The sequence below is a fragment of the Leifsonia sp. HAY1-4F genome (genome assembly GCF_056755275.1).
The window spans coordinates 1-24,307 of the sequence record NZ_JBNDHX010000057.1; the positions used below are offsets into that span (position 1 = coordinate 1).

Annotated in this window: 31 protein-coding genes; all 31 read left to right on the forward strand. The window is 66.6% G+C overall.

Annotated features, from left to right (window positions below):
• A partial coding sequence (locus tag ACPYOG_RS11840; protein ID WP_481294421.1) for a type IV pilus twitching motility protein PilT occupies nucleotides 1–1,322 on the forward strand: 1,322 nt, incomplete at its 5' end.
• Nucleotides 1,322–2,551, forward strand: a complete 1,230-nt coding sequence (locus tag ACPYOG_RS11845) for a type II secretion system F family protein (RefSeq protein ID WP_481294422.1) — start codon at nucleotides 1,322–1,324, stop codon at nucleotides 2,549–2,551. The genes ACPYOG_RS11840 and ACPYOG_RS11845, both read left to right, overlap by 1 nt.
• 162 nt (nucleotides 2,552–2,713) lie before the next feature.
• On the forward strand, nucleotides 2,714–3,202 hold the full coding sequence (locus tag ACPYOG_RS11850) for a type II secretion system protein (RefSeq protein WP_481294423.1): 489 nt from the start codon (nucleotides 2,714–2,716) through the stop codon (nucleotides 3,200–3,202).
• A 102-nt stretch (nucleotides 3,203–3,304) separates the two neighbouring features.
• A complete protein-coding gene (locus ACPYOG_RS11855) occupies nucleotides 3,305–3,724 on the forward strand; it encodes a type IV pilus modification PilV family protein (protein ID WP_481294424.1) in 420 nt (139 codons plus the stop codon).
• Entirely contained in the window at nucleotides 3,721–4,338 is a 618-nt protein-coding gene (locus tag ACPYOG_RS11860; RefSeq protein WP_481294425.1) for a PulJ/GspJ family protein, read from the forward strand. Before ACPYOG_RS11855 ends, ACPYOG_RS11860 begins: the two co-directional genes overlap by 4 nt.
• Nucleotides 4,329–5,927: a bactofilin family protein gene (locus ACPYOG_RS11865; protein WP_481294426.1), complete on the forward strand. Its 1,599-nt coding sequence runs from the start codon at nucleotides 4,329–4,331 to the stop codon at nucleotides 5,925–5,927. The genes ACPYOG_RS11860 and ACPYOG_RS11865 overlap by 10 nt, the downstream gene beginning before the upstream one ends.
• Before the next feature lie 11 nt (nucleotides 5,928–5,938).
• Nucleotides 5,939–6,748, forward strand: coding sequence for a prepilin peptidase (locus tag ACPYOG_RS11870; RefSeq protein ID WP_481294427.1), 810 nt, complete (start codon nucleotides 5,939–5,941; stop codon nucleotides 6,746–6,748).
• 25 nt (nucleotides 6,749–6,773) lie between these two features.
• The gene (gene pilM, locus ACPYOG_RS11875; RefSeq protein ID WP_481294428.1) at nucleotides 6,774–7,826 is read left to right on the forward strand and encodes a type IV pilus assembly protein PilM; all 1,053 of its coding nucleotides are present in this window, start codon (nucleotides 6,774–6,776) and stop codon (nucleotides 7,824–7,826) included.
• Nucleotides 7,823–8,536, forward strand: coding sequence for a hypothetical protein (locus ACPYOG_RS11880; RefSeq protein WP_481294429.1), 714 nt, complete (start codon nucleotides 7,823–7,825; stop codon nucleotides 8,534–8,536). Before pilM ends, ACPYOG_RS11880 begins: the two co-directional genes overlap by 4 nt.
• A 1-nt stretch (nucleotide 8,537) precedes the next feature.
• A complete protein-coding gene (locus ACPYOG_RS11885) occupies nucleotides 8,538–9,386 on the forward strand; it encodes a hypothetical protein (protein WP_481294430.1) in 849 nt (282 codons plus the stop codon).
• 79 nt (nucleotides 9,387–9,465) lie between these two features.
• Entirely contained in the window at nucleotides 9,466–10,608 is a 1,143-nt protein-coding gene (locus tag ACPYOG_RS11890) for a cation:proton antiporter (protein ID WP_481294431.1), read from the forward strand.
• A 14-nt stretch (nucleotides 10,609–10,622) separates the two neighbouring features.
• Nucleotides 10,623–11,117 carry a DUF6121 family protein gene (locus tag ACPYOG_RS11895; protein ID WP_481294432.1) on the forward strand — a complete coding sequence of 165 codons (495 nt, stop codon included), beginning with the start codon at nucleotides 10,623–10,625 and terminating at the stop codon, nucleotides 11,115–11,117.
• A 350-nt stretch (nucleotides 11,118–11,467) separates the two neighbouring features.
• Nucleotides 11,468–11,842 carry a 30S ribosomal protein S12 gene (gene rpsL / locus ACPYOG_RS11900; protein WP_011186743.1) on the forward strand — a complete coding sequence of 125 codons (375 nt, stop codon included), beginning with the start codon at nucleotides 11,468–11,470 and terminating at the stop codon, nucleotides 11,840–11,842.
• Nucleotides 11,842–12,312, forward strand: coding sequence for a 30S ribosomal protein S7 (gene rpsG, locus ACPYOG_RS11905; protein WP_090035893.1), 471 nt, complete (start codon nucleotides 11,842–11,844; stop codon nucleotides 12,310–12,312). Before rpsL ends, rpsG begins: the two co-directional genes overlap by 1 nt.
• 120 nt (nucleotides 12,313–12,432) lie before the next feature.
• On the forward strand, nucleotides 12,433–14,547 hold the full coding sequence (gene fusA / locus ACPYOG_RS11910) for an elongation factor G (RefSeq protein ID WP_090035894.1): 2,115 nt from the start codon (nucleotides 12,433–12,435) through the stop codon (nucleotides 14,545–14,547).
• Between the two features lie 116 nt (nucleotides 14,548–14,663).
• Nucleotides 14,664–15,857 carry an elongation factor Tu gene (gene tuf / locus ACPYOG_RS11915; RefSeq protein WP_481294433.1) on the forward strand — a complete coding sequence of 398 codons (1,194 nt, stop codon included), beginning with the start codon at nucleotides 14,664–14,666 and terminating at the stop codon, nucleotides 15,855–15,857.
• Nucleotides 15,858–16,319: 462 nt separating this feature from the next.
• Nucleotides 16,320–17,309, forward strand: a complete 990-nt coding sequence (locus ACPYOG_RS11920; protein WP_481294434.1) for a hypothetical protein — start codon at nucleotides 16,320–16,322, stop codon at nucleotides 17,307–17,309.
• Nucleotides 17,310–17,791: 482 nt separating this feature from the next.
• Entirely contained in the window at nucleotides 17,792–18,100 is a 309-nt protein-coding gene (gene rpsJ / locus ACPYOG_RS11925) for a 30S ribosomal protein S10 (protein WP_018191969.1), read from the forward strand.
• A gap of 14 nt (nucleotides 18,101–18,114) precedes the next feature.
• Nucleotides 18,115–18,774, forward strand: coding sequence for a 50S ribosomal protein L3 (gene rplC, locus ACPYOG_RS11930; protein ID WP_090035899.1), 660 nt, complete (start codon nucleotides 18,115–18,117; stop codon nucleotides 18,772–18,774).
• Between the two features lie 4 nt (nucleotides 18,775–18,778).
• Nucleotides 18,779–19,429 (forward strand): 50S ribosomal protein L4, encoded by a 651-nt coding sequence (gene rplD / locus ACPYOG_RS11935; protein WP_481294435.1) that lies wholly within the window; start codon nucleotides 18,779–18,781, stop codon nucleotides 19,427–19,429.
• Nucleotides 19,429–19,728: a 50S ribosomal protein L23 gene (gene rplW / locus ACPYOG_RS11940; protein ID WP_090035902.1), complete on the forward strand. Its 300-nt coding sequence runs from the start codon at nucleotides 19,429–19,431 to the stop codon at nucleotides 19,726–19,728. The genes rplD and rplW overlap by 1 nt, the downstream gene beginning before the upstream one ends.
• 24 nt (nucleotides 19,729–19,752) lie before the next feature.
• A complete protein-coding gene (gene rplB / locus ACPYOG_RS11945) occupies nucleotides 19,753–20,592 on the forward strand; it encodes a 50S ribosomal protein L2 (RefSeq protein ID WP_090035905.1) in 840 nt (279 codons plus the stop codon).
• A 12-nt stretch (nucleotides 20,593–20,604) separates the two neighbouring features.
• Complete coding sequence (gene rpsS, locus ACPYOG_RS11950) at nucleotides 20,605–20,886, forward strand: 30S ribosomal protein S19 (protein ID WP_018191964.1); 282 nt, start codon at nucleotides 20,605–20,607, stop codon at nucleotides 20,884–20,886.
• 25 nt (nucleotides 20,887–20,911) lie between these two features.
• Nucleotides 20,912–21,304, forward strand: coding sequence for a 50S ribosomal protein L22 (rplV, locus tag ACPYOG_RS11955; RefSeq protein ID WP_090035907.1), 393 nt, complete (start codon nucleotides 20,912–20,914; stop codon nucleotides 21,302–21,304).
• Nucleotides 21,304–22,071, forward strand: coding sequence for a 30S ribosomal protein S3 (gene rpsC / locus ACPYOG_RS11960; protein WP_481294436.1), 768 nt, complete (start codon nucleotides 21,304–21,306; stop codon nucleotides 22,069–22,071). The genes rplV and rpsC overlap by 1 nt, the downstream gene beginning before the upstream one ends.
• A gap of 2 nt (nucleotides 22,072–22,073) precedes the next feature.
• On the forward strand, nucleotides 22,074–22,493 hold the full coding sequence (gene rplP, locus ACPYOG_RS11965; RefSeq protein WP_481294437.1) for a 50S ribosomal protein L16: 420 nt from the start codon (nucleotides 22,074–22,076) through the stop codon (nucleotides 22,491–22,493).
• Complete coding sequence (gene rpmC, locus ACPYOG_RS11970; protein ID WP_090035910.1) at nucleotides 22,493–22,858, forward strand: 50S ribosomal protein L29; 366 nt, start codon at nucleotides 22,493–22,495, stop codon at nucleotides 22,856–22,858. The genes rplP and rpmC overlap by 1 nt, the downstream gene beginning before the upstream one ends.
• Nucleotides 22,858–23,163, forward strand: a complete 306-nt coding sequence (gene rpsQ, locus ACPYOG_RS11975) for a 30S ribosomal protein S17 (protein ID WP_090035912.1) — start codon at nucleotides 22,858–22,860, stop codon at nucleotides 23,161–23,163. The genes rpmC and rpsQ overlap by 1 nt, the downstream gene beginning before the upstream one ends.
• Nucleotides 23,160–23,528, forward strand: a complete 369-nt coding sequence (gene rplN / locus ACPYOG_RS11980; protein WP_018191958.1) for a 50S ribosomal protein L14 — start codon at nucleotides 23,160–23,162, stop codon at nucleotides 23,526–23,528. The genes rpsQ and rplN overlap by 4 nt, the downstream gene beginning before the upstream one ends.
• 3 nt (nucleotides 23,529–23,531) lie before the next feature.
• Entirely contained in the window at nucleotides 23,532–23,891 is a 360-nt protein-coding gene (gene rplX, locus ACPYOG_RS11985; protein WP_481294438.1) for a 50S ribosomal protein L24, read from the forward strand.
• Nucleotides 23,891–24,307 (forward strand): 50S ribosomal protein L5 (rplE, locus tag ACPYOG_RS11990; protein ID WP_481294439.1); only part of this gene is annotated, 417 nt, incomplete at its 3' end. The genes rplX and rplE, both read left to right, overlap by 1 nt.

Here is a 24,307-nt window from a genome sequence, read left to right on the forward strand (position 1 = left end):
TCCGTCGTCGGCAGCGTCAGATGTGTATAAGAGACAGCCTCCCGCCCGTGTCCGCCGCTGTTCCACCCGCCGCAGCTCCCGTCCCTGTGCCGGCCGGTCCCACGGTCATCGACGCGAGTGACGGGGACGACCTCCACACACTCACTCCCAGCGAGCGCGCCACGCTGGCGGCCGCCGATCCTGAGCTCGTCGCGGCCCTGCGGGCTGTGGTCACGCTGGGCGCGTCCGACCTCCACGTGACGGTCGGAGCGCCACCGATGGTCCGCATCGATGGCGCGCTCACTCCGGCCGGTGCCGCTCAGCCATGGGGCCATGAGCGCTCCAAGGAGGCCTTGTACAGCATCCTGGACGATCGCCAGCGCACCATGTTCGAGCGCGAACTCGAGCTCGACTTCGCGTTCACCATCTCCGCGAACTCGCGCTTCCGCGTCAACCTCTATCAGCAGCGTGGGGCGGTCGGCGGTGCCTTCCGACTCATCCCGACCGAGATCAAGGGACTCCAGGAGCTCGGCGTTCCGGACAGCGTGGCCGGTCTCTCTCAGCTGCCGCGCGGGCTCGTGCTGGTGACCGGACCGACGGGAAGCGGCAAGTCCACCACCCTCGCGGCACTCATCGACCTCGTCAACTCGACGCGAGCGGACCACATCGTGACCGTCGAGGATCCGATCGAGTTCATGCACACGCACAAGAAGGCGCTGGTGAATCAGCGCGAGGTGGGTCAGGACACCCATAGCTTCAACAACGCGCTCAAGCATGTCCTGCGCCAGGACCCGGACGTCATCCTCATCGGCGAGCTCCGCGACCTCGAGACGATCTCCGTCGCCCTGACGGCTGCGGAGACCGGTCACCTCGTCTTCGCGACGCTGCACACGCAGGACGCACCGCAGACGATCGACCGTGTCATCGACGTGTTCCCGCCCCACCAGCAGCAGCAGGTGCGCGCACAGCTCGCTGCGACGCTCCAGGGCGTGATCTGCCAGACGCTGGTCAAGCGAGCGACCGGGCGTGGTCGCGTCGTCGCCACCGAAGTCATGTTCACCACGCCGGCCATCGCCAACCTGATCCGCGAGGGCAAGACGTATCAGATCGGCTCCATGATGCAGGCCGGACGCGATCTGGGCATGCACACGATGGATCAGCACCTCGCAGACCTTGTCGACACGGGCATGATCACGAGGGAGGCCGCGTTCGAGAAGGCGCACGATTCGCAGGGACTGGACCGCCTGATCCAGCGCGTCGAGTCGCCGACGGCTTCCTCTGCATGGGCCATCGCCGAGAGCGGCCCGGACTTCGGCGACTCGTACTCCAAGCAGGTGCGCTGATGGCCGGCTCGAGCACGTTCGCCTACGCGGGAAGGAACACCGCAGGGAAGCTCGTCAAGGGCCGCCTCGACGCCCCCAGCGAAGGTGCCGTGGTGGTGCGACTGCGCGCGATGGGCCTCAGTCCCGTGTCGATCCAGGAGTCCTCGGCGGGGACGGGTCTCCAGAAGGAGATCACCATTCCGGGCCTCCAGCGGGTGGTCAAGCTCAAGGATCTGGCCATCATGAGCCGTCAGATGGCGACGATGATCGGCTCGGGCCTCTCCTTGCTCCGTACCCTGAACATCCTGGCGGAGCAGACCGACTCCAAGCGGCTGGCGAAAATCCTCGCCACGGTCCGTGACGACGTGGAGGATGGCACATCGCTGTCCGCCGCCATGGCCAAGCATGACGTCGATTTCCCGCCGCTGATGATCAGCATGGTTCGCGCCGGCGAGACCGGCGGCTTCCTCGACGGCGCCCTGGAGTCGGTGGCCGAGAACTTCGAGAAGGAAGTGAAGCTGCGATCCACCATCAAATCGGCGATGACATATCCCGTGATCGTGCTGGTCATGTCGCTCGTGTCAGTCGTGTTGATGCTCGTCTTCATCGTGCCCGTCTTCAAGAACATGTTCCAGAGCTTGGGGGGCCAGCTTCCGCTGCCCACCCAGATCCTCGTGAACCTGTCAGCGTCCATGGTCTGGCTGGGCCCATTGTTGGCGGTCCTGATCATCGGGTCGTGGCTGTGGTGGCGCGTCAACAAGAACACCGAACGTGCGAGACGGGTCATCGATCCCCTTCGCTTCCGAATGCCGGTGTTCGGCACTCTGGCCAAGAAGATCGCCATCGCTCGATTCTCGAAGAACCTGTCGAACATGATCGGCGCAGGCGTCCCCATCCTGCATGCCCTCCACATCGTGGGAGCGACCTCCGGGAACTGGGTGATCGAGAGCACCCTCGAAGAGGTCGCGGACGCCGTCCGGAAGGGCGAATCGATCGCCAAGCCGATGGCTCGCGCGAGCGTGTTCCCGCCAATGGTGACCCAGATGATCGCCGTGGGCGAGGACGCGGGATCGTTGGAGACGATGTTGAGCAAGATCGCCGTGTTCTACGACAACGAGGTCGAGTCGATGACGGAGTCGCTGACCTCTCTGATCGAGCCGCTTCTCATCGCGTTCCTCGGTGTGGTCATCGGCGGAATGATCATCGCCCTGTACATGCCGATCTTCCAGATCGCGACTCTGATCCACTGAGCAGCCGCTTTTCGGGGCAAACGCCCCTCAACTGGGGTCAGAGAAATGCAGAATACCCCCCACTCGTGGGATTATCCCCAGATTTTCTGCGAAATAGCATCGTGAGCGATCGGGACGAACTCGCAGCCCCGGTCTCCCCGCATCCGACCGAATGGAACTGCAATGTACTTCCGACTCATGGGCAAACTGAACGCCCGCCGCAAGGCCCTGCTTCAGGGCGAGGAGGCCGAGAAGGGCTTCACCCTCATCGAGCTCCTCGTCGTCGTGATCATCATCGGCATCCTCGCCGCGATCGCCATCCCCGTCTACCTGGGGATCCAGGACAACGCCAAGGACAGCTCAGCGCAGTCCGACGTCGTCAACCTCAAGACCGCGGTCGTAAGCATGCAGACCAGCACTGGGGCGCTGCCGGCCGCGACGGACGTGCTCACCAGCGCGACCGTACTCACGACCGCTGCCAAGACCGCAGGCGCCAGTCTCAGCGACAACACAGCGAGCCTGACCTACCTGCCGGCCTCATCTGGAAGCTCTTTCTGTGTTGCAGCCAAGAGCAGCAGCTCCGGCCACACAGTCTTCTACGCGACTGACTCCAGCGGCGCTGTCAAGGTTACGACCACCAATACGCTGCCTTCGACCTGCACCGCTCCGTAAGCCATTGTGAGGGCGGACGGCCGTGCATGCGGCCGTCCGCTCTCGCCGCTCCACGACCCACCCCCGCCCACACCCGAGACCCGAATCGAAGGGAGGTGACCCGTGCCGACATCCCTCCGCCTCCGCGACGACGATGCAGGCTTCACTCTCATAGAAGTCCTCGTCTCGATGCTGATCCTCGCGGTCATCGCCCTGGCGCTCATCCCGGCGTTCGTCTCTCAGATGCGGGCCACCTCGACCAACACCACGATCGCCACGGCGAGTCAGCTCGCCGGCCAACAGATCGACGATGCTCAGAGCCGTGCAGCTACCTGCGCGGCGCTGCAGGCGTATCAATCCCAGACCGTCGCGCCGGTGATCGATGCACGCGGTGTCACGCTTCAGGTTCAGAGGACCGTGGCGCTGCCCTGCCCCTCGACCTACCCGGCGACCATCAAGGTCCAGGTCAGCGTAACGACCTCCGGAAGCGCCTCGTCCCTTGCCACCGCGACCACCCTCGTACTCCTGAAGTCAGCGTCATGAAGAAGCAGCCCGCAGCCCCCCTCGACGAGGGGTTCACCCTCATCGAGTTGATCGTCGCCGCCGCCCTCACGATCGCCATCCTGGTCACCATCGGCGGGCTCCTCACCAGCGCGAGCAAGGCGGAGAAGAGCACCCGCGCGGCGACGGCCGCTGCGACCCTCGGCCAGCTGCTGGCCCGCTCGATCACGCAGGGCGTCGCCAATGCCACCGCTGTCACCACCACGACCGACTCCGTCTCTGGCGCGCAACTGCTCCAGGCGCGCGTCTATTCACTCTCCTCGTCCGACGACCCCACGCAAGGAACCACCACGGGCGTCGGCTGCCAAGCCTGGTACTTCGACCCGACGAACGGAGGCGCGATCTACATGAAGCGTGTCTTCCCTGCTGCCGCGATCGCGATGCCGTCCGGCGCCCCCAACTCGACGTGGGAACTCATCGGCAGTGGCTTGGGGGCGACCGTCGCGGCGGCCCAGGCCTCCACCGTGTTCGCCACACCGTCCGGGACCCGCGTCGATCTCAAGTTCGACGTCCTCAATGGATCGCAGGAGCCCGTCCACATCGAGACGACTGTTCACGTCCCCAACCCGACAGCGGTGAGCACCCCATGTTTCTGAAGCTCAGAGCACATTCGCCTCATCGCACGCTCGACGACCGGGGCGGTGCCCTGGTTGCCGTCGTCGGCCTCGCCGCCGTGATGATGGCGTTCGTCCTGCTCGGGACCAGCATGGTTGCCACCTCCTTCCACTACAGCAGCACCACGCGCGGCGGAGTGCAGGCACAGGCGGCAGCACAGGCCGGGGTCGCCGTCGTGGCCGCGCAACTGACGTCCGGGACATGCACCCTCCCGTACTCGAGCAGTGTCACGCCTGCATACTCGGTGACCTTGGCGTACCAGCGCACGATCAGCGGGACCACCTGGATCCCCGGATGCCCGTCCAACGCGAGCGACGTGACGAAGGTGAAGCTCGTATCCACCGGTACCGCGAGTGCGTCCTCGACGGTCACCCGCACCGTCGAGGCCATCTACAACTACATCCCGTACAACCCGGGCCAGGGGATCACCGGTTCCGGTGCCGCCGTTTACGGCTACGACATCACCGACAGCACCCTGACCAACCTGACGATCACGCAGTCGGGCACCTCAAGCCCCGGGATCGAGTTCAAGACCGGCAACGCCAGTTGCCAGACCGGCAGTTCGATCCAGGGCGACGTCATCCTGGGGGCCGGCATCTACCAAGCGCCGAGCGGCTGCACCATCAACGGCGACCTGTGGGCGTCCGCCTCTGTGCAGGTGGGCAACAACAGTGTCATTACCGGGAATGTGCACGCCTCCGGGAGCGCATCCCCGGTGGTAACGATCTCGAACGGCGCACAGGTGAACGGCAATGTGACCTCTGCCGGACCGGTGAGCATCGCCGGCAGTGTCGGGGGGAGTGTCATCGCCGGTCCGACTGGCGGTCAGTCTTCTGTGTCCGGCAGCGTGGGGGGCACGTTCACGACGGCGGGCACCGTTTCCGTCTCGGGCAGCGGTCTCCCGGCGAGCCGGATCCTGACGAACCAGAGCGGAATCGTCACTCCCACCGCGCCGGTGGTGCCGAACTGGGTCGATTTCGCCTACCATCGCACCGATTGGGTGACGGCGGCCGGCGCGACGTATGCCGAGGACATCCCCTCAGCCTGCACGGGTTCGACGGTGGCGTCCCGCATCAACCTGGCAACGACCCCGACCATCGTCTACGCGGAGTCGCGGTGCCCGGGCGGGATGGTGGACCTTTCAGGAAACGACCTCACCCTGAAGACCGATGTCGTTCTCATCGCCGATGCCTTCGACCTCAAGAGCATGACCATCACCTCGGCCAGCGGCACAGGTACGCACCGGCTCTACATCGTCACGCCCGACGCCGTCGCGGATTCACAGCCGACCTGCCCGTCGACGCAGACCACCAAGATCGAGAACCAGGTGCAAACCGATTCATCGGTGGACATCCTGATCTACACACCGTGCAACCTGGGAAACTCCGGCAGCACCTGGTGGGGTCAGATCTACGCCGCGAGCATCGCGTTCAACAACTCGTTCACCCTCAACTTCGTCTCCATGGGCCTCCCCGGCGTCGACTTCGACGACGGCACCTACACCCCACCGCCCCCAGCGACGCCCGGCCACCTCGACACGGTCTTCTCCGTGCGGAACATCTCGGGGTAGGGGTAGTGATCATGGTCGCTGTCATCGCCGTCTTCGGCACTCTCATCGGGTCGTTCCTCAACGTGGTCGTGTACCGCGTTCCCGCCGGCCTCAGCCTGGTCCGCCCCGCGAGCGCCTGCCCGACCTGCGGAGGGCGAATCCGTCCGTACGACAACATCCCCGTCATCTCGTGGCTCGTGCTAGGCGGGCGCTGCCGGGACTGCCGGGCGCGCATCTCGATACGGTACCCGATGGTCGAGCTCGGAACGGCTGTGCTCTTCGCCGTGGTGGCTTACGCCTTCCTCGGGCCGTTGCACATGGCCGACCGCCCGCCGGTCGCCGAGGCTCTCGAACTGTTCGCCTATCTCTGGCTCGCCGCGGTCAGCATCGCGCTCGCCCTCATCGACGTGGAGACGCACCGGTTGCCGGATCGGATCGTGATCCCCACGTTCGTCGTGATGGCGGCACTCTTCACCGCGTCGGCAGCGGTCGAGGGGGACTTTGGGAGGCTGCTGAGCGCGCTTGTCGGCGCCGCTGCGCTGTTCGCGTTCTACCTCCTCCTCGCGCTTGTACGCCCGGGTGGAATGGGGATGGGCGACGTCAAGCTCGCCGCGGTGGTCGGTCTAGCACTCGGCTGGTCCGGCTGGACGGCGCTCGCCGTCGGCGCCTTCGCGGCCTTCCTCCTGGGCGGCCTCTTCGGCGTGGTGCTGCTGGCCTCGCGCCGCGTGCGGCGCGGCGGCGGAATACCGTTCGGCCCCTGGATGCTCGCGGGTGCCTGGATCGGCATCCTCTTCGGAGCGGCCGTCGCCGCTTCCTATTTGACTGTGATCGGTGTCCGGTGAGGGCGCCCGGGAAGGAGCCGACTCCATGACGAAGACGATCGTGGGGGTGGACATCGGGTCGAGTTCGATCCGCGCCGTCGAGCTGGCCGATCCGGCTAAGCAGCGACCGACGCTTCTCCGCTATGCCGAACTGCCACTCAGCGAGGGCGCGGTCAGCCGGGGTGAGGTCCTCGAGCCGAACACGGTGGCCGGCCTCCTCAAGCAGTTGTGGGCGAAGGGCGGCTTCACGAGCAAGCGTGTGGTCCTGGGAATGGGGAACCAGCGCGTGCTGGCGCGCGACCTGAGCGTGCCGTCGGCCCCGCGGGAGCGCATCCGGGAGACGTTGCCATTCGTGGCGCAGGAGATGCTGCCGGTCCCGGTCCAGGATGCGCTGCTCGATTTCTACCCCGTCTCGGAGACGATCACTGAGAGCGGTCCGATGACCCATGGCCTCCTCATCGCGGCCGTCAAGGAAGCGGTGCTGGGCAATGTCAAAGCCGTCCAGGCGGCGGGACTCACTCCGGTCGAGGTGGACCTCATCCCGTTCGCGCTCGACCGACTCCTGCTGGCTCGCCCCCGGGTCACAGGAACGGTCGCGGTGATCGACGTCGGTGCCAGCACCACGAGCGTGGTGGTGGCGTCCGACGGGGTCCCGCAATTCGTCCGCATCATCGGAGCCGGGGGAGCGGATGTGACGTCCGGCCTGGCCACCCGTCTCGATATCCCAGTGGAGGACGCAGAGCGGCTCAAGCGACTGCATGGCATCGCACCCGACCTGTCGCTTCCGGAAGGGCATGACGTGAGCAGCGCCGTGATGGAGGTCGTAAGCGAACTCTTCATCAGCCTCCGCAACACGATCGCCTATTACTCGAACACGCGGCCGAACGCCCCGGTCGAGGCCATCGTCCTCACCGGCGGGGGATCGCAACTGGCCGGTTTCGCCAGCGCAGCCTCCGACTACACCCGCGTGCCCGCGACGATCGGCGATCCGTTCGGCTCAGTGGGACTCTCGCGCCACCTCGACGCGCAGAAGTTGCGGAACGACCGATCGGCCATCTCTGTGGCCCTGGGACTGGCGATAGGGAGTGAGGCGGCATGACCACGGAGCTGACCCGTCACGGCAGCCGGCGAGGGCAGCCGGAGAACGCGCAGAACCGCCGTGCTCGGACCTCGCCCGGCGGCCTCCACACGGAGCCGCGTGTCGACCTGCTTCCGCCCGAGGTCAAAACCTCCCGGCGCCAAGACGCGATCGCGCGCAGGCTCGTGCTCACCCTGGGCGTCGTCATCCTGGTTGTGGCGGGCGGTATCGGAGGAAGCACCTTGCTGGCCGTTCAGGCGAACGCGTCGCTCGACGCCACTCAGGCCGAGACGCAGTCCCTCGCCCTCCAGCAGCAGAAGTACGGCGCTGTGCAGTCGATCCAGAAGCAGATCGCCCTCACGCAGGCGGCGCAGCAGGTGGGGGCGTCGACCGAGATCGACTGGATGACCTTCCTCGGCAAGGTCAACGGGACGACCGGGCCGGGACTTGCCGTGACGGGATTCACGATCGACTCGGCTTCACCACTCGCGGCATATCCGCAGTCACCAGTACCGCTGCAGGGTGCCCGCGTGGCCACCGTGACCGTCAACGTCAAGGCTGCGAGCCTGGATGTCGTCTCCGCGTGGCTCGCCCGCCTCGAGACCCTGGCGTCGGTCGCGGATGTGGCGCCTGGCACGTTCACCCTCGACAAGACCGGCTACACCGGCTCGGCGATCATGCACCTCAATGTGTCCGCCTTCGATGGCCGATTCGCACAGAAGGGGAAGTGACATGGACAAGCAGCGTCTCGTCATCGCCGGAGTCGGTCTTGCGATCGCTCTCGTCATCGGGCTCGGGTACCTCTTCGGGATCCAACCGCAACTCGGTGCAGTGTCGGCGGCTTCCGATCAAGCCGCGTCGATCGCAGCTTCCAACCAGGCCTCACAGGCGGCGCTGGCCAAATTGAAGAAGGACTACGCGAACGTCGGCCAATTCTCGGGACAGCTCACGGCGTTGCAGCGCTCGATTCCGTCGAGCCCGTCGCTCGACGCCTTCCTCGACGACCTTCACGCCCTGGCAGCGTCGACAGGAGAGACGATCTCGGGGTTCAATCCCGGTCAAGCGGTCGCCTACGTCCCTCCCGCTGCTCCAGCCTCCAGCGCGCCTGCCGCCTCGTCGAACTCGGCTGGTTCGTCCTCTTCGACGCCGACTCCGGCACCCACGGTGGCAGCGCCGACCACGCCGCAGGCACCCCAGGTCGCGACAAACCCGCTGATCAACGCGAGCAACTTCACCGCGGTGCCCGTCAAGATCGAGGTCAAAGGCACCACGGCCGGGGCGATCGCTTTCCTGGGCGCCCTGCAGAGAGGTGACCGTCTCGTGCTGGTCACGGGCTTCACCGGGGGCGAGGATGACGCGACCGCAACCGGCTCCGCGGGTGCAGGTGCAGCATCGGGCACGGCGGGGGGCGCGACGTACTCCATCGACGGGCTCGTCTACGTCCTGGCTACGGCTCCTCACTCGACTCCGGCTCCTTCTGCGGCTCCGAGTCCGTCCGCTGGTCCGTCCACGCCGACTCCCTCGCCCACACCGTCCGCAGGCCGCTCAACCCCGACTCCGACTCCGACCCCGTCGCACTGACGGCCCGCCTCCCTGGACACGGCCCGCCCCGTTGCTACAGTGGGCGCAACGGGCCCGCCGGGCCGATGGAGGAGCCAGGATGAGCGACACGCCGGAGTCCGCGCCCAAGCGCGAGACCTACGAGCCCGCGCCCGACGCCGACCAGGTCGCCCCCGCGACCGCCCCAGCGGCGTCGGCCGCAGCAGAGCCGCAGGACGCCGACCACCAGGTGGCCGAGCCGCCGTCCGACCCGGTCTCGGCGCGCGGACACATCAACCGGCCGGCCGAGGAGGCAGGCGCGGAGCAAGGTCCCGCGCACGCAGCACCCGCAGCACCGGCCGAGCCCGCACGGCCCGCCGCCATTGCCGAGCCCGAGCCCGTCGTCGCGAGCGAGGACGATGTCGCTGCGGCTGTAGCGCGCTCCGGCGCCCAGCCGTCCGCGACCGCGGCTGGCGACGCGACCCTCGATACAGCATCCCCGGTCGAGTCGGCGACGCCCGTGATCGCGGCCGCGGAGGCGGCCAACCTCCGGCAATCGGGTCAGGCACCCACCGTCGCCTACGCCGCGGCGACCGCGGGTGAGGCGACCGCGGCACCTGCCGCCGGACCCGGCGCGTCCGCCCCGGGTCCGCAGCCCGTCACGCCGATCTACCTCCAGCGTCCCGAGCCGCCGAAGAAGAAGAGCAACCGCGGCGTCGGCATCCTGATCGCCCTCGTCGGCACGCTCGCCTTCGCCGTGCTCTGGGCGGCCGCCGTGCTGATCGTCGGCTCGCTGCTGACGCCGAGTGACGAGTTCCTGCCGGCACTGATCCAGTTCTTCACGGGCGGGCTGCGCGGATGGGTGCCCGTCGTGGCGTTCTTCATCGGGATGGTCGTGCTCATCCAGATCCTTAACCGCGCGCGCTGGTGGGCCTACATCCTGGGCGGCCTCTTCGTCGCCGTGTTCGTCTACTTCGTCTACATCGGCGCCAGCCTGATCGACGCCGAGTACTGGAGGCGCAACTCGAACGAGTTCGTCATCCTGCTGCGCAGCGCCTGGGTCAACCCGTTCGCTGTGCTCGCCGGTCTGATCGCCCGTGAGATCTCGGTCTGGACGGGCGCCTGGCTCGCCGGCCGCGGCCGACGGCTCAAGGCGCGCAACGCCGAGGCTCAGGCCGACTACGAGCAGCAGGTCGCCGACGCCCAGAACCAGGCTGCCGCCGCGTACGCTCAGCAGGGGACGTACGCCCAGCAGGGTTACTGACCGGCGGATGACGGATGCGTGACGAGCGCGCCTACGCCACGATCGTCGCATTCTTCGCGGCGGGGCTCTACCTGGCGCTGCTGGTCGCCGCGTTCGGCCTGATCTCCCTCGCGACAGACACCGACGTGGTCTCCGATCCGGCGGTCGGCCCGCTCGTCGGACCGGTCATGGTGGGAGCTGCGACGGTCGTCCTGCTCGTTTTCCTCATCGCCCTCGGGACGCGCGTCCCGGGCGACCGCCAGCGGATCGCCCCGGGGGCTGCTCTGGGTGTCGGTGTCGCCTGCTACGTCGTCTTCGCCGTCGCGGGCGGGATCGCCGGTGCGGTGGGCGATCCGCGCGACCCGCTGCATTACGTCCTCTTCGGCCTGGCGCAGCTCGGCGGTTGGCCGGCCATCACGGCCGCCATCGCCGCCTTCGTCGTGACGCTGCTCTACCAGCTGGTCCTCGTCGGCCGGTTCAGCCAGCGCGGACGGCCGCGCTGGCCCTGGGAGCGCGACGACGACGAGTGACGGGCCCCAGGGCTGAGCCGGTCCACCCTTCTTTCGCCCTGCGCGGACAACGCTCCCTCGGCCCCTCGCTCATTTGACCGGCAGGGACGCGGCGGATAGTATTTATCGGGTGTGCGCTTTGTCGCGCGCTCGTCGCATGCCCGGATTTCCGGGCCGGGGATGAGCGGGCCGGCACGTACTCATCCGATGGGCAGAGAGACCGCACGGGATCTCAGCCCCCACGGCATATCGGCCGGCGGACAACGCCTGTCAGCCGATTCCCCCAGACGCCTGACGCCCGCGATGCGGGTGGGTGGCTCATGGGGAAAATGCAACAACTGTCACCGTGCAGTCCATACAAGGAGAAGTCAGTGCCAACCATTCAGCAGTTGGTCCGCAAGGGACGGACGCCGAAGGTCACCAAGACCAAGGCTCCCGCCCTGAAGGCCAACCCCCAGCAGCGCGGCGTGTGCACCCGCGTCTACACCACGACCCCGAAGAAGCCGAACTCCGCGCTCCGCAAGGTCGCCCGCGTGAAGCTGTCCAACGGGACCGAGGTCACCGCCTACATCCCCGGTGAGGGCCACAACCTGCAGGAGCACTCCATGGTGCTCGTCCGCGGCGGTCGTGTGAAGGACCTCCCCGGTGTCCGCTACAAGATCGTTCGTGGCGCCCTGGACACCCAGGCCGTGAAGAACCGCAAGCAGGCTCGCAGCCGCTACGGCGCGAAGATGGAGAAGAAGTAATGCCTCGCAAGGGTCCCGCTCCGAAGCGCCCCGTCGTCGCCGATCCGGTGTACGGCTCGCCGGTCGTCAGCCAGCTCGTCAACAAGATCCTCCTCGACGGCAAGAAGGGCCTCGCCGAGCGCATCGTCTATGACGCGCTCGAAGGCGTCGGCACCAAGTCCGGTCAGGATGCGGTCACCACGCTCAAGAAGGCTCTGGACAACATCCGTCCGACCCTCGAGGTCCGCAGCCGCCGGGTCGGTGGCTCGACCTACCAGGTGCCGGTCGAGGTCAAGCCGCACCGCGCGAACACTCTGGCGCTCCGCTGGCTCACCAGCTACGCCAAGGGCCGTCGCGAGAAGACGATGACCGAGCGTCTCACCAACGAGATCCTCGACGCGTCCAACGGTCTCGGCGCCGCGGTCAAGCGCCGCGAGGACACGCACAAGATGGCCGAGTCGAACAAGGCCTTCGCGCACTACCGCTGGTAACCGCGGCGTGGCCGGCCCTGCCGGCCCGCTGAGGAACATGGCGTCCGTCCGGGCGGTTGTACCCCACTGGGTGCCGCCCGGACGCGACACCTTCCACTTTCAACTTTTCGGAGGAACCCTGTGGCACAGGACGTGCTCACTGACCTGAAGAAGGTCCGCAACATCGGCATCATGGCGCACATCGATGCCGGCAAGACCACCACGACCGAGCGCATCCTGTTCTACACGGGCGTCAACCACAAGATCGGCGAGACCCACGACGGCGCCTCGACCACCGACTGGATGGAGCAGGAGAAGGAGCGCGGCATCACCATCACGTCCGCGGCCGTCACCTGTTTCTGGAACAAGAACCAGATCAACATCATCGACACGCCGGGTCACGTCGACTTCACCGTCGAGGTGGAGCGTTCGCTCCGCGTCCTCGACGGCGCCGTCGCCGTGTTCGACGGCAAGGAGGGCGTCGAGCCCCAGTCGGAGACGGTCTGGCGCCAGGCGGACAAGTACAACGTCCCGCGCATCTGCTTCGTCAACAAGATGGACAAGCTGGGCGCCGACTTCTACTTCACCGTCGACACCATCGTGAAGCGCCTCGGCGCGAAGCCGCTGGTCATGCAGCTCCCGATCGGCTCGGAGTCCGACTTCGTCGGCGTCGTCGACCTGATCGAGATGCGGGCGCTGGTCTGGCCGGGCGACTCCAAGGGTGATGTCACCATGGGCGCCAAGTACGAGGTCCAGGAGATCCCCGCCGACCTCAAGGAGAAGGCCGAGGAGTACCGTCAGACGCTGCTCGAGACCGTCGCCGAGACCGACGACGCGCTGCTCGAGAAGTTCTTCGGCGGCGAAGAGATCACCATCCCGGAGATCAAGGCCGCCATCCGCAAGCTGACGGTGAACAGCGAGATCTACCCGGTCCTCTGCGGTTCCGCGTTCAAGAACCGCGGCGTTCAGCCGATGCTCGACGCCGTGATCGACTACCTCCCGTCGCCGCTCGACGTGCCCTCCATCGAGGCCCACGACCCGCGCGACGAAGAGAAGGTCATCCTCCGTCACCCGGACGCGACCGAGCCCTTCGCGGCTCTCGCGTTCAAGGTCGCGGTGCACCCGTTCTTCGGCCGCCTCACCTACGTGCGCGTCTACTCCGGCCGCCTCGACTCCGGCGCCCAGGTCATCAACTCGACCAAGGGCCGCAAGGAGCGCATCGGCAAGATCTTCCAGATGCACGCCAACAAGGAGAACCCGGTCGACTTCGTCACCGCCGGCAACATCTACGCGGTGATCGGCCTCAAGGACACCACCACCGGTGACACGCTGTGCGACCCGGACAACCAGGTCGTTCTCGAGTCAATGACCTTCCCGGAGCCGGTGATCGAGGTCGCCATCGAGCCGAAGACGAAGGCCGACCAGGAGAAGCTGGGCACCGCGATCCAGAAGCTGGCCGAAGAGGACCCGACGTTCCGCACCGAGCAGAACCAGGAGACCGGCCAGACCGTCATCAAGGGCATGGGCGAGCTCCACCTCGACATCCTCGTCGACCGCATGAAGCGCGAGTTCAACGTCGAGGCGAACGTCGGCAAGCCCCAGGTGGCCTACCGCGAGACCCTCCGCCGCACGGTGGAGAAGCACGACTACACCCACAAGAAGCAGACCGGTGGTTCCGGTCAGTTCGCGAAGGTGCAGATCACCCTGGAGCCGCTCGAAGTCACCCCGGAGACCTCGTACGAGTTCGTGAACGCCGTCACCGGCGGTCGCGTGCCCCGCGAGTACATCCCCTCGGTGGATGCGGGCATCCAGGACGCGATGCAGGTCGGCGTGCTCGCCGGCTTCCCGACGGTGGGCGTCAAGGCGACGCTCGTCGACGGTGCAGCGCACGACGTCGACTCCTCGGAGATGGCGTTCAAGATCGCCGGCTCGATGGCCTACAAGGAGGCTGCTCGGAAGGCGAACCCGGTGCTCCTCGAGCCGCTCATGGCGGTCGAGGTCCGTACACCGGAGGAGTACATGGGCGACGTCATCGGCGACCTGAACTCCCGCCGCGGCCAGATCCAGTCGATGGAGGACGCCAGCGGTGTCAAGGTGGTGCGTGCCAACGTCCCGCTGTCCGAGATGTTCGGCTACATCGGTGACCTGAGGTCCAAGACCTCGGGCCGTGCGGTGTACTCGATGCAGTTCGACAGCTACGCGGAGGTCCCGAAGGCTGTGGCCGACGAGATCGTCCAGAAGAGCAAGGGCGAGTGACCTCGGGTCTCCAGCCTTCGGCAACATCCCGTAACATAAGAAACCAATCCCGTAGAGCTTCCGGTCGAAACCCATCGCCCGGTTCCTCTACACGAGAGTCCTGAGGAGGACCCACAGTGGCTAAGGCCAAGTTCGAGCGGACTAAGCCGCACGTCAACATCGGAACCATCGGTCACGTCGACCACGGCAAGACCACGCTCACCGCGGCGATCTCGAAGGTGCTTGCTGACAAGTACCCGTCGGCGACCAACGTTCAGCGCGACTTCGCGTCGATCGACTCGGCCCCCGAAGAGCGTCAGCGCGGCATCACGATCAACATCTCGCACGTCGAGTACGAGACGCCGAAGCGCCACTACGCGCACGTTGACGCCCCGGGTCACGCCGACTACATCAAGAACATGATCACCGGTGCTGCTCAGATGGACGGCGCGATCCTCGTGGTCGCCGCCACCGACGGCCCGATGGCCCAGACGCGTGAGCACGTTCTGCTCGCCAAGCAGGTCGGCGTGCCGTACCTGCTGGTCGCGCTGAACAAGGCCGACATGGTCGACGACGAGGAGATCCTGGAGCTCGTCGAGCTCGAGGTCCGCGAGCTGCTCTCCAGCCAGAACTTCGACGGGGACAACGCCCCGGTCGTCCGCGTCTCGGGCCTCAAGGCTCTCGAGGGCGACGAGAAGTGGACGCAGAGCATCCTCGACCTCATGGAGGCCGTGGACAACTCCATCCCCGACCCCGTGCGCGACAAGGACAAGCCGTTCCTGATGCCGATCGAGGACGTCTTCACGATCACCGGTCGTGGAACCGTCGTCACCGGTCGCGCCGAGCGCGGAACCCTCGCCATCAACTCCGAGGTCGAGATCGTCGGCATCCGCCCGACGCAGAAGACCACGGTCACGGGTATCGAGATGTTCCACAAGCAGCTCGACGAGGCCTGGGCCGGCGAGAACTGTGGTCTGCTCCTCCGTGGCACCAAGCGCGAGGACGTCGAGCGCGGCCAGGTCGTTGCGAAGCCGGGTTCTGTGACCCCGCACACCAACTTCGAGGGAACTGCGTACATCCTCTCGAAGGATGAGGGTGGCCGTCACAACCCCTTCTACACGAACTACCGCCCGCAGTTCTACTTCCGTACCACCGACGTCACCGGCGTCATCTCGCTGCCCGAGGGCACCGAGATGGTCATGCCCGGCGACACCACCGACATGTCGGTCGAGCTGATCCAGCCGATCGCCATGGAGGAGGGCCTCGGCTTCGCCATCCGTGAGGGTGGCCGCACCGTGGGCGCCGGTACGGTGACGAAGATCATCAAGTAAGTCCTTCGCGACTCACTCGTGAGAGGGTCGGGCCTTCGGGCCCGGCCCTCTTTCGCGTTTCCTGGCGATCCTCTCGCAGGTCTTTACCTCTCGGCATCGCGGACGCAGAATTGACGCACCGTTTCAACCGGACGGTCCCGTCGACGAGAGGAATGCCTATGGATACCCACAGCCTCGCAAACCAGCCCACGCCCGCAGGTTCTCGTAACGGAAGTTCGGGGGCCGCGTAGCGGTCGTAGGACATTCAGCTGAGTGGCGGCGCGAGGCGCCACTCGAGCGGGGCCGGCATCGCCGGCCCCGCTCCTTTTTGCGGTGTCTCGGAACGTATGCGCCCGCGCGCCCCACCGCATACGGTCCCAACCGCCTCAGACGCACCTCTCCACACGTAGGCGAGGCGGAGGGTTCTCCACAGAAGCCGGCATCGCCGGTCACCAGCCGGTGGATGAGCCCTAGACCGGGAGGATGACACGCGACTCCTCGCTTCCGACGCCCCTACTCGTGAGGCACCTCCTCGGCTATGGCGAGACCCGTCAGCAGCACGCCCGCGCTGCCCGGCAGGGCGTCGAGGTCCGGGTGGGACGCGGCGCCTACGTCGAGCGCGAGGCCTGGGAGGCGCTCGCGCGTGCGGAGAAGCAGTGGGTGCGGCTGAACGCCTACGCGCGCACCCGGGCACGCGCACCGATCTTCTCTCACTGGTCTGCGGCGGTCCTCCACGGATTGCCGTTTGCGGACGAACGCTCCGGCGACATCCACGTCGCGGTGGGCAGCACGGCGGGCGGTCGTTCCGCGAAAGGGGTCAGGGCGCACTCCGTCCACGTGCCCGATGACGACATCGTCGAGATCGACGGCATGCTCTGCACCGACCTGGCGCGGACCGTCGTCGACATCGCCGCGACCTCACCGATGCGGGAGGCTGTTGCGGCGACGGACCACGTCCTGCGCGGCGCGAGCGCCCGCTCTGCAGACGAGAACTCCGAGGAGGTTCGCCGCGGGCTGCTGGCCGCTTGGACCCGGGCACAGCCTCTGCGCGGCCATCGCCGTGCCCTCGACGTCATCTCCTTCGGCGATGGCCGGTCCGAATCGGTGCTGGAGTCGGTCAGCAGGGTGGCGATGTATGAGGCCGGCTTCCCGAAGCCGGAGCTTCAGAGGTCGTTCTCCGACGCGCGAGGCAGGATCGGCTACGTCGACTTTGGCTGGCCGGACTTCCGCATCATCGGGGAGGCCGACGGCGATGCCAAATACCTGGACGCAGCGCTCCGTGGCGGCCGTACGGCCGAGCGGGTGGTTCTCGACGAGAAGATCCGGGAGGACCGCCTCCGCGCGCTCGGATGGACGGTCGTGCGCTGGCGCTGGCCGGCCGCGCAGCACCCGGCGGAACTCGTCGCGGCTCTCACCGCAGCGGGCCTGCCCGCCGACCCGCGGCGCCGCTGGGACGACTGCGGCGCCTCGTAACGACTGCGGCGGCGCGACCCGCCGCAGTCGTTCCGAGTCGCCGCAGTCAGCATCCGGCGAGCGGCGCGCGAGGGGCGCAGCCGGCGCCCGCCGCGCGGCGCGACACGCCCGGGTTGCAGCATCGCCGATCATCTGGCAAACTTGTCTAGTTCAACATTTCGGAACGAGCGTGCAGGTGTGCGCTCCGACCGGATCACTGCCAGGCAGTGCATAGCCCACCGCGAGAGTCGCACAGTGTTCAGTCACGAGAGCGATCCGCGGACGTTGGTTAGGCCGCAGGCAGCAGGACACGCTCAATTCGACCACCACCACGGGCACGGATACATCTGTGCCTCAAGCCGGGCGACACGCCCGAGCGCGGGGGTCGGGGAGTTGACAGAAGAATAGTGGCGTTCCCACGCGTACGTCGCACCGCGTCCAATGCGAAGAACGGCTCGAGAGAGCCGTCTCGTAAGACGCCATAACCAGAGAGAGAGTCAGACATGGCGGGACAGAAGATCCGCATCCGGCTTAAGTCGTATGACCACGAGGTCATCGACACCTCGGCGCGCAAGATCGTCGACACGGTGACCCGTGCCGGCGCGACGGTCGTCGGCCCGGTGCCGCTTCCCACCGAGAAGAACGTGGTGGTCGTCATCCGTTCACCCCACAAGTACAAGGACAGCCGCGAGCACTTCGAGATGCGCACGCACAAGCGGCTGATCGACATCATCGACCCGACGCCGAAGGCCGTCGACTCGCTCATGCGTCTCGACCTGCCCGCCGACGTCAACATCGAGATCAAGCTCTAAGGGGGAGTGCCACCATGTCCAACATCGAGACCAAGACGTCGCGCGGCCTCCTCGGCACGAAGCTCGGGATGACCCAGGTCTGGGACGAGAACAACAAGCTCATCCCCGTGACCGTCATCGAGATCACGCCGAACGTCGTGACCCAGGTCCGGACGCCCGAGGCCGACGGCTACAACGCCGTCCAGATCGCCTACGGCCAGATCGACCCGCGCAAGGTCAACAAGCCGTCCGCCGGACACTTCGAGAAGGCCGGCGTCACGCCGCGCCGTCACCTCACCGAGGTCCGCACCGCCGACGCCGCAGAGTACGCGGCCGGCCAGGAGCTGACCGTCGACGGGACCTTCGAGGTCGGCCAGCGCGTCGACGTCGTCGGAACGTCCAAGGGTAAGGGCTTCGCCGGTGTGATGAAGCGCCACAACTTCCAGGGTGTCTCCGCCTCGCACGGTGCGCACCGCAACCACCGCAAGCCGGGCTCCATCGGCGCCTCCTCGACCCCGAGCCGTGTCTTCAAGGGCATGCGCATGGCCGGTCGCATGGGTGGCGAGCGCGTCACCGTCCTGAACCTCACGGTCCAGGGCATCGACGCCGAGAAGGGCCTGCTGCTGGTCAAGGGTGCCGTTCCCGGCGCCCGTGGCCGCATCGTTTTCGTCCGCAACGCAGTGAAGGGGGCCTGACCGCATGGCTACCTCGATTGACGTCGTCGACCTCAAGGGCAAGAAGGCCGGCTCCATCGAGCTTCCGGAGACCCTGTTCGACGTTCAGACCAACATCCCGCTGATCCACCAGGTCGTGACCGCCCAGCTCGCAGCAGCGCGCCAGGGCACGCACAAGACCAAGGGTCGTGGCGAGGTCTCCGGCGCCGGCCGCAAGCCGTTCAAGCAGAAGGGCACCGGCCGCGCCCGCCAGGGATCGATCCGCGCCCCGCAGATGACCGGTGGTGGCATCGTCCACGGACCGACGCCGCGCAGCTACGCCCAGCGCACCCCGAAGAAGATGATCGCCGCGGCTCTGCTCGGCGCGCTCTCGGACCGCGCACGCGGCAGCCGCATCCACGCCGTCCAGGCCTTCACCACCGGTGACGCGCCCTCGACCAAGTCCGTCGTGGAGCTGCTCAGCGGCATCGCGACCTCGAAGCACGTCCTCGTCGTGCTCGAGCGCGACGACGTGCTGGCCTTCAAGAGCGTGCGCAACGTCCCGACGGTGCACGTGCTGACCCAGGACCAGCTGAACGCGTACGACGTCCTGGTGAGCGACGACATCGTCTTCTCGCAGGCCGCTCTCGAGGCGTTCATCGCAAGCAAGAGCAACAAGGAAGAGGTGAACGCGTAATGGCCGCCGTCAACAAGGACCCGCGCGACGTCATCATCGCCCCGGTCGTCTCCGAGAAGAGCTACGGCCTGATCGACGAGGGCAAGTACACCTTCGTCGTCGACCCGCGCTCGAACAAGACCGAGATCAAGCTCGCGATCGAGTCGATCTTCAAGGTCGAGGTCGCTTCGGTGAACACACTGAACCGTCAGGGCAAGACCCGTCGCACCAAGTTCGGTCAGGGCAAGCGCAAGGACACCAAGCGTGCGATCGTGACGCTGAAGTCCGGTTCCATCGACATCTTCACGGCCGTCGGCTGAGCGAAGGACTAGAGGAAGACAGACATGGCTATTCGTAATTACAAGCCCACGACCCCTGGTCGTCGCGGCTCCTCGGTCGCCGACTTCGCGGAGATCACCCGCTCGACCCCGGAGAAGTCCCTTCTCCGTCCGCTGTCGAAGTCCGGTGGCCGCAACAACCAGGGCCGAATCACGACCCGTCACATCGGTGGTGGCCACAAGCGCCAGTACCGCGTGATCGACTTCCGTCGCAACGACAAGGACGGCGTCAACGCCAAGGTCGCTCACATCGAGTACGACCCCAACCGCACCGCGCGCATCGCGCTCCTGCACTTCGTCGACGGCACCAAGCGCTACATCCTGGCGCCGGCCGGCCTCAAGCAGGGCGATGTCATCGAGTCGGGTGCAGGCGCGGACATCAAGCCGGGCAACAACCTGCCGCTGCGCAACATCCCGACGGGTACCGTCGTGCACGCGATCGAGCTGAAGCCGGGCGGCGGCGCCAAGATGGCCCGTTCCGCCGGTGCGTCGGTCCGACTCGTCGCGAAGGACGGCCCCTACGCCCAGCTGCGTCTCCCCTCGGGTGAGGTCCGCAACGTGGATGCGCGTTGCCGCGCCACGATCGGCGAGGTCGGCAATGCCGAGCAGTCGAACATCAACTGGGGCAAGGCCGGCCGCATGCGCTGGAAGGGCGTCCGCCCGACCGTCCGTGGTGTCGCAATGAACCCGATCGACCACCCGCACGGTGGTGGTGAGGGCAAGACCTCCGGTGGTCGCCACCCGGTCAGCCCCTGGGGTCAGAAGGAAGGCCGTACGCGCCACCCCAACAAGGAAAGCGACAAGCTCATCGTCCGCCGCCGTAACGCCGGCAAGAAGCGCAAGTAGGAGTTCGAGAAGATGCCACGCAGTCTCAAGAAGGGCCCCTTCGTCGACGAGCACCTGTTTCGCAAGGTGGTCGCCGCGAACGAGGCCAACAGCAAGAACGTGATCAAGACCTGGTCGCGCCGCTCGATGATCGTCCCGGCCATGCTCGGCCACACCATCGCGGTGCACGACGGTCGCAAGCACATCCCGGTGTTCGTCACCGAGACCATGGTCGGCCACAAGCTCGGCGAGTTCGCGCCGACCCGCACCTTCCGTGGACACGTGAAGGACGACAAGAAGGGTCGCCGCCGCTGACGCGGTGGCGAAAAGGAGGAGAGAAATGGTGGAGTCGATCGCCCGCGTGCGACACATCCGCGTAACCCCCATGAAGGCCCGCCGCGTCGTCAACTTGATCCGCGGCAAGCAAGCTCAGGAGGCCCTGGCCATCCTGAAGTTCGCGCCTCAGAGTGCGAGCGAGCCGGTGTACAAGCTCGTCGCCTCGGCCATCGCCAACGCGCGCGTCAAGGCCGACCAGAGCAACACCTACCTGGACGAGCAGGACCTGTACGTGAGCCGCGCCTTCGTGGATGAGGGGACCACCCTCAAGCGGTTCCAGCCGCGTGCGCAGGGCCGGGCCTTCCGCATCAACAAGCGCACCAGCCACATCACGGTCGTTCTTGCGACGCCGGACGAGGCAGAGGCCGCCAACGCAGCTAAGAAGGCGAGCAAGTAATGGGTCAGAAAGTCAATCCGTACGGTTTCCGTCTGGGCATCACCACCGACCACGTGTCGCGTTGGTTCTCGGACAGCACCAAGCCGGGTCAGCGTTACAGCGACTACATCGCTGAGGACGTGAAGATCCGTCGTCTGCTGCAGACCTCGCTCGACCGCGCGGGCGTGTCCCGCATCGAGATCGAGCGCACCCGTGACCGCGTCCGCGTCGACATCCACACCGCCCGCCCGGGCATCGTGATCGGTCGTCGTGGCGCCGAGGCCGAGCGCATCCGCTCCGACCTCGAGAAGCTCACGAGCAAGCAGATCCAGCTGAACATCCTCGAGGTGAAGAACCCCGAGGCCGACGCTCAGCTCGTCGCGCAGGGCATCGCCGAGCAGCTCTCCGCACGTGTGGCCTTCCGCCGCGCGATGCGCAAGGGTTTGCAGGGTGCGCAGCGTGCCGGCGCCAAGGGTGTCCGCATCCAGGTGTCGGGTCGCCTCGGCGGCGCCGAGATGAGCCGCTCCGAGTTCTACCGCGAGGGTCGTGTGCCCCTGCACACGCTCCGCGCGAACATCGACTACGGCTTCTACGAGGCCAAGACGACCTTCGGTCGCATCGGTGTGAAGGTGTGGATCTACAAGGGCGACATCACGAACAAGGAACTGGCTCGCGAGCAGGCCAACCAGAAGCCGTCGCGCGAGCGCAACGACCGTCCGCGCCGCGGTGGCCGGGGCAACGCCCCCGAGTCCTCGAACGCGCCGGCCGCAGCAGGAGTTGAGGCATAACCATGTTGATCCCACGCAGAGTCAAGCACCGCAAGCAGCACCACCCCGGCCGTACCGGCCAGGCGACCGGTGGCACGAAGGTCTCCTTCGGCGAGTTCGGCATCCAGGCCTTGACGCCCGCTTACGTGACCAACCGTCAGATCGAGTCCGCTCGTATCGCCATGACGCGTCACATCAAGCGTGGCGGAAAGGTGTGGATCAACATCTACCCCGACCGTCCGCTCACGAAGAAGCCTGCCGAGACCCGAATGGGTTCCGGTAAGGGTTCGCCGGAGTGGTGGGTCGCCAACGTCAAGCCGGGTCGCGTCCTCTTCGAGGTCTCCGGAGTCTCCGAGCAGCTCGCTCGCGAGGCCATGACCCGTGCAATTCACAAGCTGCCCCTCAAGGCACGCATCATCAAGCGCGAGGAGGGCGACGCGTAATGGCGATCGGATCCAAGGAGCTTGCCTCGAGCGAGCTCGACACTTTCGAAGACGAGCGACTCGTCGACGAGCTGAAGAAGGCCAAGGAAGAGCTGTTCAACCTGCGCTTCCAGTCGGCCACCGGCCAGCTCGAGAGCCACGGCCGCCTGCGCGCCGTGAAGCGCGACATCGCTCGCATCTACACCGTGATCCGTGAGCGTGAGCTCGGGATCCGGCCGACCCCGGTCCCCGCCGAGGCCACCCCGGCGAAGGCCGAGAAGAAGACCGCAGCGAAGTCCCGTGCCAAGAAGGCCGCCCCCGAGGCGACCGAGGCCGAGGCCGACACCACGGCAGCGTCCAATGAAGAGAATGCGGAGGCCAAGTAATGGCTGAGACCACCAAGGCCGCGGCCGCGGAGTCGACGGCCGACGAGGCCATCGTCCGCGGGTACCGCAAGGCCCGCCGCGGATACGTCGTCAGCGACAAGATGGACAAGACCATCGTCGTCGAGGTCGAGGACCGCGTGAAGCACCCCCTGTACGGCAAGGTCATCCGCCGCACCTCCAAGGTGAAGGCGCACGACGAGAACAACATCGCCGGCATCGGTGACCTCGTTCTCATCAACGAGACCCGTCCGCTGAGCGCCAGCAAGCGCTGGCGCCTGGTTGAGATTCTGGAGAAGGCCAAGTGATTCAGCAGGAATCCCGACTCAAGGTCGCCGACAACACCGGCGCCAAGGAGCTCCTCGCGATCCGTGTGCTCGGTGGCTCCAGCCGCCGCTACGCGGGCCTCGGCGATGTCATCGTCGCCACGGTCAAGGACGCGATCCCGGGTGGGAACGTCAAGAAGGGCGACGTCGTCAAGGCGGTCGTCGTGCGGGTCCGCAAGAACACCCGCCGCCCGGACGGCTCCTACATCAAGTTCGACGAGAACGCCGCTGTCATCCTGAAGAACGACGGTGACCCCCGCGGCACGCGCATCTTCGGACCGGTCGGCCGCGAGCTCCGCGACAAGAAGTTCATGAAGATCATCTCGCTCGCACCGGAGGTGCTGTAAGCCATGGCGAACATCAAGAAGGGCGACCTGGTCCAGGTCATCTCGGGCCGCTCGCAGGCCCGCGGTGGTGACCGTGGCAAGCAGGGTCGCGTCATCGAGGTTCTCGTCGAGCAGAACCGCGTCATCGTCGAGGGCGTCAACTTCGTGACCAAGCACGTGCGCGTCGGTCAGACGCAACGTGGCACGAAGACCGGCGGGATCGAGACCCACGAGGCCCCGATCCACGTCTCCAACGTGGCGCTGGTCGACCCCGAGAGCAAGAAGCCGACCCGCGTCGGTTTCCGCAACGAGACAGTGACGAAGGACGGCGTCAGCAAGACGGTCCGCGTTCGTTACGCCAAGAAGTCTGGTAAGGACCTGTAATGAGTGACACTGCAACCGCTACCGGCGCTGCGTCTGTCAAGACGGGCCAGCCGCGCCTCAAGCAGAAGTACAAGAACGAGATCTCGCAGCAGCTCCTGAGCGACTTCGGCTTCACGAACGTGCACCAGGTGCCCGGTCTCGTGAAGATCGTGGTCAACATGGGTGTCGGCGAGGCGGCCCGCGACGGCAAGGTGATCGACGGTGCGGTCAACGACCTCACCCTGATCACCGGCCAGAAGCCGCAGATCAACAAGGCCCGCAAGTCCATTGCGCAGTTCAAGCTGCGCGAGGGTCAGCCGATCGGCGCGCACGTCACGCTGCGCGGCGACCGGATGTGGGAGTTCCTGGACCGTCTGCTGTCCCTCGCGCTTCCGCGCATCCGCGACTTCCGCGGTCTGAGCGACAAGCAGTTCGAC

What these genes read in the sequence shown, in the direction of transcription:
- rpmC (WP_090035910.1), top strand. Translation starts at nt 22,493, where the DNA reads ATGGCGATCGGATCCAAGGAGCTTGCCTCGAGCGAGCTCGACACTTTC.
- ACPYOG_RS11920 (WP_481294434.1), top strand. Translation starts at nt 16,320, where the DNA reads ATGACACGCGACTCCTCGCTTCCGACGCCCCTACTCGTGAGGCACCTC.
- rplC (WP_090035899.1), top strand. Translation starts at nt 18,115, where the DNA reads ATGTCCAACATCGAGACCAAGACGTCGCGCGGCCTCCTCGGCACGAAG.
- rpsQ (WP_090035912.1), top strand. Translation starts at nt 22,858, where the DNA reads ATGGCTGAGACCACCAAGGCCGCGGCCGCGGAGTCGACGGCCGACGAG.
- ACPYOG_RS11880 (WP_481294429.1), top strand. Translation starts at nt 7,823, where the DNA reads ATGACCACGGAGCTGACCCGTCACGGCAGCCGGCGAGGGCAGCCGGAG.
- ACPYOG_RS11870 (WP_481294427.1), top strand. Translation starts at nt 5,939, where the DNA reads ATGGTCGCTGTCATCGCCGTCTTCGGCACTCTCATCGGGTCGTTCCTC.
- rpsJ (WP_018191969.1), top strand. Translation starts at nt 17,792, where the DNA reads ATGGCGGGACAGAAGATCCGCATCCGGCTTAAGTCGTATGACCACGAG.
- rpsC (WP_481294436.1), top strand. Translation starts at nt 21,304, where the DNA reads ATGGGTCAGAAAGTCAATCCGTACGGTTTCCGTCTGGGCATCACCACC.
- rplD (WP_481294435.1), top strand. Translation starts at nt 18,779, where the DNA reads ATGGCTACCTCGATTGACGTCGTCGACCTCAAGGGCAAGAAGGCCGGC.
- rpsS (WP_018191964.1), top strand. Translation starts at nt 20,605, where the DNA reads ATGCCACGCAGTCTCAAGAAGGGCCCCTTCGTCGACGAGCACCTGTTT.
- rplX (WP_481294438.1), top strand. Translation starts at nt 23,532, where the DNA reads ATGGCGAACATCAAGAAGGGCGACCTGGTCCAGGTCATCTCGGGCCGC.
- ACPYOG_RS11850 (WP_481294423.1), top strand. Translation starts at nt 2,714, where the DNA reads ATGTACTTCCGACTCATGGGCAAACTGAACGCCCGCCGCAAGGCCCTG.
- rpsG (WP_090035893.1), top strand. Translation starts at nt 11,842, where the DNA reads ATGCCTCGCAAGGGTCCCGCTCCGAAGCGCCCCGTCGTCGCCGATCCG.
- rplW (WP_090035902.1), top strand. Translation starts at nt 19,429, where the DNA reads ATGGCCGCCGTCAACAAGGACCCGCGCGACGTCATCATCGCCCCGGTC.
- rplP (WP_481294437.1), top strand. Translation starts at nt 22,074, where the DNA reads ATGTTGATCCCACGCAGAGTCAAGCACCGCAAGCAGCACCACCCCGGC.
- pilM (WP_481294428.1), top strand. Translation starts at nt 6,774, where the DNA reads ATGACGAAGACGATCGTGGGGGTGGACATCGGGTCGAGTTCGATCCGC.
- ACPYOG_RS11885 (WP_481294430.1), top strand. Translation starts at nt 8,538, where the DNA reads ATGGACAAGCAGCGTCTCGTCATCGCCGGAGTCGGTCTTGCGATCGCT.
- ACPYOG_RS11865 (WP_481294426.1), top strand. Translation starts at nt 4,329, where the DNA reads ATGTTTCTGAAGCTCAGAGCACATTCGCCTCATCGCACGCTCGACGAC.
- ACPYOG_RS11895 (WP_481294432.1), top strand. Translation starts at nt 10,623, where the DNA reads ATGCGTGACGAGCGCGCCTACGCCACGATCGTCGCATTCTTCGCGGCG.
- ACPYOG_RS11845 (WP_481294422.1), top strand. Translation starts at nt 1,322, where the DNA reads ATGGCCGGCTCGAGCACGTTCGCCTACGCGGGAAGGAACACCGCAGGG.
- ACPYOG_RS11890 (WP_481294431.1), top strand. Translation starts at nt 9,466, where the DNA reads ATGAGCGACACGCCGGAGTCCGCGCCCAAGCGCGAGACCTACGAGCCC.
- rplV (WP_090035907.1), top strand. Translation starts at nt 20,912, where the DNA reads ATGGTGGAGTCGATCGCCCGCGTGCGACACATCCGCGTAACCCCCATG.
- rplB (WP_090035905.1), top strand. Translation starts at nt 19,753, where the DNA reads ATGGCTATTCGTAATTACAAGCCCACGACCCCTGGTCGTCGCGGCTCC.
- ACPYOG_RS11860 (WP_481294425.1), top strand. Translation starts at nt 3,721, where the DNA reads ATGAAGAAGCAGCCCGCAGCCCCCCTCGACGAGGGGTTCACCCTCATC.